The following is a 12,305-nucleotide window of genomic DNA, read 5'->3' on the forward strand; positions in this document are numbered from 1 at the left end:
TTAGGTTTTTTTAGCGTTTTTAGTGCCTCCCAAATATACGCAATCTTTTAAATGTTGCATACTTTTAAATGGCACATTTACTTTGTTGTACATATAGGCTTTATCTAACTCTTTGGATAAATTATGGTCATCCACATTCATTTCAATATCACTCATTTTAAATTGGCACGGGTGCTCATAACCAGCGGCATGGGTAATTTCTATAAGCTCTTTTCTAAAGGTTTTAAAATATTGCGCAAGTCGTACCGATTTTAAAGACGTATCAATACCATTTTGCAACCATTTACTCTGTGTGGCAATACCTGTTGGACAACGGTTTGTGTGACATATTTGAGCTTGTATACAACCAATGCTCAACATGGCTTCTCTTGCTACATTAATACAATCAACCCCCATCGCAAACGCCATAGCAGCTTTGGCAGGGAATCCCAATTTTCCGCTTCCTATAAAAACAATGCGCTCAGTAAGGCCTTTAGATTTAAATAATTTATAAATATCAGCAAAACCATATACCCAAGGCAAGGATACATGGTCTGCAAAACTTGGAGGCGCAGCTCCAGTACCACCTTCGCCACCATCAATGGTAATAAAATCGGGACCTTTACCTGTTTCTACCATTAAATCTGCTAATTCTTCCCATTGTTCCAACTTTCCAATAGCTGCCTTTATACCAACAGGTAATCCTGTATTCTCAGCAATGGACTCAATAAAATCTAACATTTCGGGCACATTGGAAAACGCTTTATGTGTAGGAGGGGAGAGTACTGTTTTACCTACTTCTACACCTCTTATGCCTGCAATTTCCTTAGTGATTTTTTTCCCAGGCAGTACTCCGCCCTTTCCTGGTTTTGCACCTTGGGATAATTTAACTTCAATAGCTCTTACAAAAGGATTATCTTCAACCAACTGTACCATTTTTTCCATGGAAAAACCGCCGTCTTTGGACCTTACACCAAAATAGCCGGTTCCGAAATGAAACACAACATCGCCACCGTTACTATGATATGGCGACAAGCCTCCCTCTCCAGTATTATGATACGCATCTGCCATTTGCACACCTTTGTTTAAGGATTCTATAGCTTTTGCTGATAACGAGCCGTAACTCATTGCAGAGACGTTAATAACTGAAGCTGGTCTGTATGGCCTTTTACGCTTATTATATGCCCCAATAACTTTTGCACAGGGCAGAAATGTATTATCTATAGTGTTTGGATGCCCTTTTTGCATGTTAAACGGCATCATTGCATTATTTATAAAAATATGTTGGTGCTCGTATATATCCCTATCTGTTCCAAATCCCTCATAATTATTTTCTTTTTTAGAGGAAGCGTATACCCAACCACGTTCAATCCTATTAAAGGGCAATTCTTCCCTGTTGTTAGCCACAAAATATTGACGCATCTCTGGACCTATACTCTCTAATAAGTATCTAAGATGTCCAACTAAGGGGAAATTATGAATTATTGTATGTTTTCTTTGAAAAATATCCCGTAAAGCAATTAGTGCTAACACAATAACAATCCATAACCACCAAGGAATGTTAGATAAAAAATCTACCACGCTATCCATATTCTAATTTTGAAAATAAGCCTAAATATATTCAAAAATATATTAAGAAGAATTGTTTATAATTATTGATAATTCAACCATAATATGCCATAAACATTGGTTATTTTCACGTGTTGAAAAAGAAGTAGCTTTTGGAAGAGTATTTAAATCAATTAAACAGTGCACAATTAGAACCTACCATCCAAATTGATGGCCCAATGATTGTTATTGCTGGTGCAGGTTCTGGAAAAACACGAGTGCTTACGTATCGTATTGCTTATATGATGAGCAAAGGGATAGATCCCTTTAATATTTTATCGTTAACGTTTACCAACAAAGCGGCCCGAGAAATGAAGGAACGTATCGCCTCTATAGTTGGTGCTAGTGAAGCCAAAAACCTTTGGATGGGCACGTTTCACTCTGTGTTTGCAAAAATATTGCGTATTGAAGCCGATAGGTTGGGGTACCCAAGCAACTTCACAATCTATGACACCCAAGATTCAGACCGATTGATCGCTTCCATTATCAAGGAAATGAATCTTGATAAAGATATTTATAAGTACAAACAGATTCGCTCCCGTATCTCATCTTACAAAAACAGTTTGATAACCGTTCGCGCTTATTTTCAAAATCCAGAATTGATAGAAGCCGATGCGATGGCAAGACGACCTAGAATGGGAGACATCTACAAAGCCTATGTAGAGCGTTGCTTTAAAGCGGGCGCTATGGACTTTGACGATTTACTTTTGAAAACAAATGAATTGCTAACACGTTTCCCAGATGTACTGGCTAAATACCAAAACCGATTCAAATACATACTTGTAGATGAGTACCAGGATACCAACCACTCTCAATATTTAATTGTACGCGCATTATCTGATAAATTTCAAAACATATGCGTAGTAGGGGATGATGCACAAAGTATTTATGCCTTTAGAGGTGCAAACATTAATAATATTTTAAATTTTCAGAAGGATTACGATGATGTAAAAGTATTTCGTTTAGAGCAGAATTATCGATCTACTAAAAATATAGTTAATGCAGCAAATTCCATTATTGATAAAAACCAAACAAAACTTGAAAAGGTAGTATGGACTGCTAATGATGAGGGAGAAAAAATAAAAGTAAATAGGTCTTTGACTGATGGGGACGAAGGGCGTTATGTGGCCAGCACCATTTTTGAAACCAAAATGCAAGAACATGTTCCCAATAAAGATTTCGCCGTATTGTACCGTACTAATGCACAGTCCCGTGCGATAGAAGATGCATTACGAAAACGCGATATAAAATACCGCATTTATGGCGGGTTGTCCTTTTACCAACGCAAGGAAATTAAGGATGTATTATCCTATCTACGTTTAGTAATTAATCCTGCTGATGAGGAGGCTTTAAAACGTGTGATTAATTTTCCACCCCGAGGCATCGGACAAACTACAGTTGATAAATTGGTTGTAGCAGCAAATGGATATGGCAAACCTATATTCGATGTGATTAAAAACCTAGACAAGGTTGAAATTAAAATTAATTCAGGCACCAAGGCAAAACTCGATAATTTTGCAACACTCATTGAAAGTTATCAAGTAATGAACCAAACAGCTGATGTGTTTGAATTGGCAGAACATATCACAAAAAGCAGCGGTTTAATAAGGGAATTTAATAAGGACGGTACGCCAGAGGGTGTAGCCCGAATGGAAAATATTGAAGAGCTACTTAATGGTATGAAGGATTTTGTAGAGGGCCAAAAGGAAATTGCAGATGCCACGGGTTCTCTTGCTGAATTTTTGGAAGATGTGGCGTTAGCCACAGATTTAGATAATGATAAGGGGGATACAGACCATGTAGCCTTAATGACCATTCACTTAGCAAAAGGTTTGGAATTTCCTTATGTATTTATTGTAGGTTTAGAGGAAGATTTATTCCCAAGTGCTATGAGCATGAACACGCGCAGCGAACTAGAGGAGGAGCGTAGGCTTTTTTATGTGGCCTTAACCAGAGCCGAAAAACAAGCCTATTTAACTTACGCCTTATCGCGTTACCGTTGGGGAAAATTAATAGATGCAGAACCAAGTCGTTTTATAGAAGAAATAGACGAGCAGTACCTAGATATTGTTACACCTATTGAAGAGCGTCGCTATAACCCAATGCTAGATGCCAGTATTTTTGGAGATGTGCTACCCAATAGTCAACAAAGATCATCAAGTGATAAAGCTACCTCTCCAAATAAAATAAGATTTAAACCTGCAAAACAGTTTCAGCCTAAAAAAGGAGTCTCACGAAAAGCTCCTGAGAAATTTCAAGTTACTACACCAAAAAATCTAAAACCTGTATCTAAAACCAGTGATGGTGTTTCAAATTTATTTGATAGTAAATTAGCTGTAGGTAATATTGTAAAACATATACGCTTTGGTAAAGGAGAGGTTTTAAAAATTGAAGGTAAAGGTGCTGATACTAAAGCCGAAATTAAGTTCGAAACTGGAGGTAACAAAAAATTATTGCTACGTTTTGCTAAGTTGGAGGTAATCGGGTAAAGCTTACTTTACCATATACACCGAATTGATATGCCCCTCACCATCATATTCCCTAATGGGATTATCAGGGTCTGTCATCCACTTACCATCAACAATAAACTTATAGTGGTGTTTTCCTCCTGATAAAGGCAAGGTGTATACCCAGCCATCGATAGTTTTTTTCATTTTTAAATCAGCTTCATTCCAACCGTTAAAAGATCCTGCCAATATTACTTCTTTGGCATTGGGATATCCCACTAAAGCAAATGTTGTATATTTTTGGATGTCAATCACAGAATTATACTCATGGAATTCATTAGGTGTTTTATGAGGATTATGAGGATCTTCCATCCAATGCCCATCTACAATAAAGCGGTATTGGTACACATCTGGTTTCATTTTTAGTGTTAGTTCCCACCCAAAGTCTGTTTTATTCATTTTAAATAGATGTTCGTTCCATTTGTTAAAAGACCCAGCCAGAATTACTTCTTTGGCATTTTTATACCCCTGCAACCTAAAGTAGGCATTACCATTTTTAGACGACGGGTAAGCGGTATACATTTTTAAATTATATACACCTCTAAGCTTTTTTCCATTTTTTATGGCTTTGGTTACATTACCATCCCTTTTTGTTGGTTCTGCCCAATATTCATTGTTTATCACATATTTAAACTCCCAAGCAAACGCATCATTAAAATCAGAAGCACACTTCTTAAGTTCGTATATATAATCGCTTACCTTTTGCATGCTCCAGCCTTCTCGGGACCAAAGATTGAATTCCCCGGAAACAGCCACACTTTCAATGTTGAAATCTGAAAACTCTAGACGTTGTCCTGTATGCTCTTGGGTAAATTTAGAGTAATCCCTAACATCAAAACGAAATACAATACTATCGTTTTCGATGTTATAGCCCTTAAAGTCTTTTTGCGCCCAGACATAACAACCTATAAATACGAATATGGAAAAGAGGATATGTGAATTTAAACTTCTCATTCTATCTGCAATGGGTAATCTATAAAATACAGTTTCTTCTTTTTGTAGTTAATAATGGTTCGTTTTTGAGCAAAAAACTCATATCCCAAAATACCGTCTAGCTGTGTGCCAAAAGCTTCATTCATTTGGCTTAGATTGGTTAAAACGGTATACATGGGTCCAAAATACACCTTATCACTCAATTGTACCCTGTGCAATTTTCCTGCTAAAACCCTAATAGTTTTTCCGCTAACACCGTTAAGTTTCAATCGTTTCTTAGGAACAAAATATCGTAGCACTTTTTTATGCACACTTTTATTTATTTGGTTGAATTCTGCAGCAGTATCGATACCTAATCGCACCTTTTGAGTATTTATAAAACCATCAACTACAATAGTATGTCTTTTTAGATTAAAGTCTAAACTATCCACAATCGTTTCCAAATACACCTTATCGTTCAGCATATTACCATGCTTATCAACTTTTGTAAGTGTGATTTGATTTAGGTGTAGATCAACAAAAACTTCAAAATCTTTTAAAATACTATATCCTATAATACCAAGTAGTTTAATTTTTTTACTGTTTTCAATGTGTGATAGGTTGATAACATCCGACACTTTGTTTTGAAGTTTAAAATGACTTAAATTAAACTCCTTAACCTTTCTCTCATAGGAGTAATCTAGTACGTCACTAACGCCCGAAGCGCTTGTTGCTTTCTTTTGAAATTCGTAAAGATTATCAAAATGCACACTGTTTAGGATTAAAGCTTCAGAACCAGTATCAATAATAAAATTTCCTTTTTCATCCTTTAATTCTGCCTCTACTACAATTAAATGGTCTACCAATTTAAAAGGAATACGTGTGGTATATTGGTTTACAACCTCTGCTTTAGGAAACACAATAGGCGGGGAAGCCTTAGTATTTGCATGTGTAAAATGAATACTTACTAGGAAAAATAGTATTGTAGACCACCTTTTTTTCATATATAATAAAGACTATAATATATAAAAAATGTTACAGAAACACTATAAATAAATTTCTAGGAACACTTTTAACTTACCCCAAGTGTCCAGTAATTCCACTCCTGTCCAACCATGCCCTGCATTTTCGTATAAAGTAAATTGATGCGCAACACCTAAATCTTGTAATTTGTCCCTCAAGTCGGTGCCTTGTGTGGTTGGAATTAACGGATCTTGTCCTCCATAAAATAAAATGGTAGGCGGAGAAGATGTGTTTACCTGGTGTAAGGGACTTACCTCTTCTAGAAAATCAATACTGGGATTAACCCCAAAAACGTCTAACAAATCTTGTAAAATAGGATCGGAACTATTTAAATAGGCGGGATCGGTAAAATTTGTTGGCCCTACAATACTACAAACCATATCTACCTTATTATTAACATCAAAAGCATAACTCCATAAAAGCGATAAATGCGCACCAGCACTCGTACCAATAAATCCAATATCTTCAGAGATAGAATATTTGTCCTTGTTCTCTTTTAGAAAACGTACTATACTGGTAATATCCTCAATTTGCATAGGGTAAGGCGGGGTATTCGTATCTGCTAACCTATAATTCATGTTAGCTACAGCTATATCTGGTAGTTCCTGGTTTATTAATATTTTAATAGCATCCATATCGGCTTTACTACCAGACGTCCATCCACCACCATGTACTAAAATAACGGTTTTAGTATTAGAATTTCTGCTTGCTGGCAAATACAAATCAAACTTCTGGCGCTCATGACTGCCATACGAAATGTTTAATGCTTCAAATATCTTACTAGTATCTAAAACATCTTTAGGGACTTCCTCTACATCAGCAGAATCATTAGAGCATCCAAAAAATAAACCAGTAAAAAAGATTACTAGGTAAAAAAGTTTTCCTAATTTCATGAGAGATTTTATGCTTACCTTAAAAACGTTGGTGCAAGATAAATATTATGGCCGATTTTATTAGAATATACGAGGAAAATCCCAACCCAAAAGAAATAGACAGGGTAGTACAGGTACTAAAAAATGGAGGACTTATTATTTATCCTACTGATACTGTTTATGGCTTGGGTTGTGACATAACCAACATTAAGGCTCTCGAGAAAATAGCAAGAATTAAAGGTGTAAAATTAGAAAAGTCTAATTTTTCCTTTGTGTGTCATGATTTAAGTAACCTTAGTGATTACGTAAAACAAATAGATACCTCTACTTTTAAAATACTAAAACGAGCGCTCCCAGGCGCCTACACATTTATTCTACCAGGATCTAAGTCTTTGCCCAACCCTTTCAAAAAACGAAAAACTGTGGGAATAAGAGTGCCAGATAACAATATAGCTTTAGATATCGTAAAGCAATTAGGCAATCCCATTATTTCTACATCCATTCATGATGAAGACGAAATTTTAGAGTATACTACAGACCCAGAATTGATCCTTGAAAAATGGGACAACCTTGTAGATGTAGTTATAGATGGAGGCTATGGTGGCAATGAGCCATCAACAATAATTGATTTATCTGTAGATGAACCTACTATTATTAGAGAAGGCAAGGGGGATTTAGAGATTTTTTAAGATTATTGAGGTATTAGTTTTTAATCCTAGATACAGTAACTAATCTATTGCCGTACTATTCCAAAAAGGAGCTGAGCCAATTAAAACTAGAGAGGAACTACGTGTTTTTATATGGGTAGTGCAAAGGTATCTGTAATAGTTTGCATAAACTACCATTTTAATTAATTTGCAAACCAAATAACCTTACTTTCGGGATTCATGAAACGGGAAATTATAAAAACTGCAGATGGCTCTAACACCATACATCTTCCTGACTGGAATGAACAATACCATTCCATACATGGTGCTATTCAAGAAGCATATCATGTGTTTATTAAACATGGTTTACATTACCTAGGTAATTCAGAGCAAGGCAAAACACTTCAGGACAAACTATCAATTCTAGAAATAGGATTTGGTACAGGTCTAAATGCATTTATAACTTATCTTGAAGCAGAAAAACTATATTGGAACATCAATTATGTTGGGGTAGAGGGTTACCCAGTTGTAAAAGAAGAAATTAAACTTCTAAATTATTCATCAGAGTTAGGTGTACAGCACAAAAACTCAATATTTAAGCAAATACATGAGCTAGACTGGGAGAGCATGCATAAGATAAGCTCATATTTTTCATTAACCAAACAGCAAAAAATGTTTGACAAAATTGAGGATGACAACGCATTTAATCTCATTTATTTTGATGCATTTGGGGCGCGGGTACAACCAGAATTATGGACAGAGTTTATCTTTAGAAAAATGTATAACGCCTTGAAAGATGAAGGTGTATTGGTAACCTATGCTGCTAAAGGTAGTGTGCGTCGTGCCATGCAATCTGTTGGGTTTATGGTAGAAAAGCTACCAGGTCCTCCAGGAAAACGGGAAATGCTTCGAGCTACCAAGTAATTATTTTTAAAAATCATTCTGTTAAACCTTACTTAAACTTTAATGAATAGGCGTTAGCTTTTCGTAATTTTATATAAAAAAGAAGATGCGGGTTTTAATTACAGGTGCTACAGGATTGGTTGGACAGGAAATTGTAAAGCTCTGCCATGGGAGAGATATAAAAGTAAATTACTTAACTACAAGTAAGTCCAAAATCTCAGATAAAAATAACTATAAAGGGTTTTATTGGAATATTGAAAATCAAGATATCGACACTAATTGTTTTAAAGGTGTAGATACTATTATTCATTTGGCAGGTGCCTCAATTTCTAAGCGATGGACAGCAGACTACAAAAAGGTAGTTATTGACAGTAGGGTAGACAGCACCCACCTTCTTATAAATGCTCTTAAAGGAGAATCGCATAACATAAAGCAAGTAGTATCAGCAAGTGCCATTGGTATTTATCCGGATTCATTAACCAAATATTATGATAGAACCCACGAGAAGATAAGCGATTCTTTTTTAGGAAAAGTGGTAAAAGCTTGGGAAGCTGCAGTGGATGGTTTTAAAAGTTTAGACATTACGGTTTCTAAAATTAGAATTGGGCTCGTGCTATCTGATAAAGGAGGGGCACTAAAAGAAATTGCTAAGCCTATCAGATTTTGTGTGGGTGCTGCTTTTGGCTCAGGCAAACAATGGCAATCATGGATTCATATCGAAGATTTAGCACAAATGTTTCTGTTTGTTTCAGAGCACAATCTACAAGGTGTTTTTAATGGGGTAGCACCTAATCCTGTTACCAACAGTGAATTGACCAAAACAACAGCTAAAGTGCTAGGCAAACCATTGTTTTTACCCAATATCCCAAAATTTTTTATAAAACTGATTTTGGGAGAGATGCATATAATTTTGTTTGAGAGTCAGCGAGTAAGTTCAAAAACAATTGTAAATAAAGGCTTTGATTTTAAATTTCATCATTTACAGCCTGCTCTAACCAATCTATTACATTAAGTGTTTTTTATTGTAGGTTTTCAATAGATGTCTCACTTAAAATGCACTGCTTTAATTTTTTATTTATTATCCACAACCTTAAATATACTTTACTATATACATCCCAGCAAAAACAGCTAAAAAACCAATGATAAAACTGGCAATAGTATAAATGGCAAAACTTGTAAAATCACCGCTTTTTAAAAACAAGTGGTTTTCATAAGCAAATGTAGAGAATGTGGTAAAGCCACCACAAAATCCTGTAGCTAAAAGTAAGGTTTGATTTTGTGAGAGCGTATTATTTTTTGCAGCTAACCCTAAAATAATACCAATTAATAGACTCCCTAGAATATTGGCAGCAAATGTGCCATAGGGAACACCATTTTCTGTACTATTAAAATATTTACCAACAAGAAAACGTAATACACTCCCCAGTCCGCCTCCCAAAAATACTAGTAAGAGTTGTTTCATTTACTTATTTTAGAGCAATATAAATTTCAGTCAACCAATCTGCTGGATTAGGATTTTCCATAGGGTCATTGGCGTAGGCTTCTAACATTGGTCCGTTGTCATCGGTTTCCAATCCATGTTCGGATATGTGCGTCATGGATGTTTCCCAGGCTTCCTTTAAATTATTGTAGTTGCCCTTAAGCGTGGTCTTTAGTGCTTTAAAGGGTTTTAATTGCCCTGTGAGAATGCTAGGATCGGTAGTAATTATTTTGCTTGTTGTTGGTACACAACAGGATAACATAACCGTATTATTGGCTTCATCCCACTTGTGATAGTATGTATATGGCGCCCCAGCTATTTTAATGTTATTTTCCGTAGCATAGGTGCCCAATTTTGGCATCATTTGTTGGATGTGCTTTGGCATATCAGGAATTTTACAAGATACAGTGTTGTATATGTAAAAACCACCACCATGTTCTGTAATACCATCTACAGTGACACTATACTTTTTCATGTCGGCTACTAAGATACTGTCCAATTTTTCTAAGCTTCGTTCGTAGTGTGGCCCTATTTGTTTTTCCATACCTCCCATAAGAGTAGAGAACATTTTAAAACCAAAACCTAAATCTTTACCAGAAATAGACCATGTTGCTTCTGTAGTACCATCATCATTTGGAGTAAAGTTCCATGTAATGTCTGAGGGAGGGAAATCTGCAAACTGCATTTCTTGGTGTATAGAGGTATTTGGTATGACCTTAGTTGTTTTCATAGTACCAATACCATCTTTGTCTTCCCACTTATAAGCACCACCAATACCAGATGTTTTTTCAGCAAGTGTAATTTTCATATCTGGATCTGCTTCAGCCCATGACGACCAAGCCTCCCAGTTTTTATAATCGTTAACGTTATTATAAACCACAGAAGCAGGTGCATTTATGGTTTTTGTACGCGTAACTTCAAAGGAATTAGGCTGTACCGCAATGTAAATTGCCAATCCAATTATTACGATGAGTAGCAAGAAGAAAATGTACTTTAAAGCTTTCATTTTAATGTGTTTAGTTTGTAAAAACAAATATAGTTAAATTTAAAATTTGGAATTATTATTTGTTACATTTGTTTAGTAAAATGAGGATTTTTTGTAACCTTTTTTTAGTTATTATTGGTTATCCATAACCGGAATGAAATAATCACTTACTTCATTAGAAATATAACAATACACTAAAACATTAAATTAAGAATATAAAATAAAGAAGCTTGTTTGCTTTTATCCTGACTGTTAGACAAACAAGATTTTGATTGCGATCACAGGAATAACAAGGCGTCTCATTTATGAGAAGCCTTTCTTGTTTAAATTTTGCATTTCTAAATTAGGCAATATTTTTCAATGCTCTGGTAACTGTTCTTTAATGTAATATAGGAGGCTTCCTGATGTATTATTTGGGTGTGACAATACAATATCTTTAATAATATTAGAGTCATTTGAAGTGCCTTGATAACGCACTGTAGCATTTAAATTTATATCGGCATTATTATAAGTGTCAAAAAAATACAAATTACTGGTACTGCTATTTCCAGAATCTGCTAGCACAATATCTTTAATGACGTTGATATCATTACCAGATCCAAGATATCTTACAGTAGTACCATTATCAGTGTTTCCGCCCCACATTCCTAGAATATCTATAGGCATACCATATGTAGATTGGGCATTAGTACCATATGTTATCGGGTTATTAGCATCTGTAAAATCAACTATAGTCGTGACATCTCTTAAAAGGGCAATTACGATATTACTGATTATGGACAAATGGTTGCGATGTTTTACTACTACAAAATAATCGCCTTCTTCGGTTTCAATTTCTAAATCTGAAATCCCATCAGTATCAACAATATCTCCATCGCGTTGCAAAAGAGCAGATCTTCCAACGACAACAGATGTATTATCAGTACCGTCTCGCAACTCAATGTACACCCAATCTACAATATTATTATTCTTGCTGCCAGAGCCAAATGTGCCACCTGTATTAAATACCGAAGCATTACAAGTTAAAGCATCTGCATAAGGACTTGTTACTGGTAGCCAGCCACCAATGCGCAAATCGTCTCGCATTAAGTTTTCTTCGCCCGCATTAGGCGATAGGGACGCCCCTTGCAAATAGGCAATTGGACTTAATTTTACTGATAGCTTTAATATAGCTTGATGAAACCCTTGAGAAGCTGTTACTGTTCCGCTTCCCAATGTGGTTACAGCTAACTCACCAACTGTGAACTCTACAGTATTTGTGCCGTTGGATAGGGTAGAGCCAGCAGATCCATTGATTTGTCGTTCTACAGATTGCGCAATTACTGTACTTGTGCTCAAAATAAGTAATAATGTTGCAAGTATTATATTGTTGATATTTTTCATCTTTAT

General features: G+C 35.6%; 11 protein-coding genes. 4 read left to right on the forward strand and 7 right to left on the reverse strand.

The window, feature by feature from the left end; genetic code table 11:
* Entirely contained in the window at positions 1-1,569 is a 1,569-nt protein-coding gene (locus tag JS605_RS13665; RefSeq protein WP_203258279.1) for an FMN-binding glutamate synthase family protein, read from the reverse strand.
* Positions 1,570-1,700: 131 nt separating this feature from the next.
* Between JS605_RS13665 and JS605_RS13670 the strand changes: the two genes are divergently transcribed.
* Entirely contained in the window at positions 1,701-4,076 is a 2,376-nt protein-coding gene (locus tag JS605_RS13670) for an ATP-dependent helicase (protein ID WP_203258280.1), read from the forward strand.
* Positions 4,077-4,079: 3 nt separating this feature from the next.
* Here the strand turns inward: JS605_RS13670 and JS605_RS13675 are convergent, their stop codons facing one another.
* Genes JS605_RS13675 through JS605_RS13685 form a run of 3 tightly spaced genes read right to left on the reverse strand, consistent with a single transcriptional unit; the run spans position 4,080 to position 6,922 of the window.
* Entirely contained in the window at positions 4,080-5,048 is a 969-nt protein-coding gene (locus tag JS605_RS13675; protein WP_203258281.1) for a glycogen-binding domain-containing protein, read from the reverse strand.
* A complete protein-coding gene (locus tag JS605_RS13680; RefSeq protein WP_203258282.1) occupies positions 5,045-6,010 on the reverse strand; it encodes a pepsin/retropepsin-like aspartic protease family protein in 966 nt (321 codons plus the stop codon). The genes JS605_RS13675 and JS605_RS13680 overlap by 4 nt, the downstream gene beginning before the upstream one ends.
* 42 nt (positions 6,011-6,052) lie before the next feature.
* The gene (locus JS605_RS13685) at positions 6,053-6,922 is read right to left on the reverse strand and encodes an alpha/beta hydrolase (RefSeq protein WP_203258283.1); all 870 of its coding nucleotides are present in this window, start codon (positions 6,920-6,922) and stop codon (positions 6,053-6,055) included.
* A 47-nt stretch (positions 6,923-6,969) separates the two neighbouring features.
* Between JS605_RS13685 and JS605_RS13690 the strand changes: the two genes are divergently transcribed.
* The 3 genes from JS605_RS13690 (at position 6,970) to JS605_RS13700 (ending at position 9,463) form a co-directional block, all read left to right on the forward strand.
* On the forward strand, positions 6,970-7,590 hold the full coding sequence (locus JS605_RS13690; protein WP_203258284.1) for an L-threonylcarbamoyladenylate synthase: 621 nt from the start codon (positions 6,970-6,972) through the stop codon (positions 7,588-7,590).
* A 198-nt stretch (positions 7,591-7,788) separates the two neighbouring features.
* Positions 7,789-8,472 (forward strand): tRNA (5-methylaminomethyl-2-thiouridine)(34)-methyltransferase MnmD, encoded by a 684-nt coding sequence (gene mnmD / locus JS605_RS13695; protein WP_203258285.1) that lies wholly within the window; start codon positions 7,789-7,791, stop codon positions 8,470-8,472.
* Positions 8,473-8,557: 85 nt separating this feature from the next.
* Entirely contained in the window at positions 8,558-9,463 is a 906-nt protein-coding gene (locus tag JS605_RS13700) for a TIGR01777 family oxidoreductase (RefSeq protein ID WP_203258286.1), read from the forward strand.
* A gap of 78 nt (positions 9,464-9,541) precedes the next feature.
* On the opposite strand, the gene crcB is transcribed toward JS605_RS13700, so the two are convergent.
* From crcB to JS605_RS13715, 3 genes are all read right to left on the reverse strand, one after another.
* A complete protein-coding gene (gene crcB, locus JS605_RS13705) occupies positions 9,542-9,913 on the reverse strand; it encodes a fluoride efflux transporter CrcB (protein WP_203258287.1) in 372 nt (123 codons plus the stop codon).
* A gap of 4 nt (positions 9,914-9,917) precedes the next feature.
* Positions 9,918-10,937, reverse strand: a complete 1,020-nt coding sequence (locus JS605_RS13710; RefSeq protein WP_203258288.1) for an SRPBCC family protein — start codon at positions 10,935-10,937, stop codon at positions 9,918-9,920.
* A gap of 336 nt (positions 10,938-11,273) precedes the next feature.
* Positions 11,274-12,299, reverse strand: coding sequence for a hemagglutinin protein (locus JS605_RS13715; RefSeq protein WP_203258289.1), 1,026 nt, complete (start codon positions 12,297-12,299; stop codon positions 11,274-11,276).
* Positions 12,300-12,305 lie beyond the last annotated feature (6 nt).

This window comes from Hyunsoonleella ulvae, assembly GCF_016827605.1.
Lineage (GTDB): Bacteria > Bacteroidota > Bacteroidia > Flavobacteriales > Flavobacteriaceae > Jejuia > Jejuia ulvae.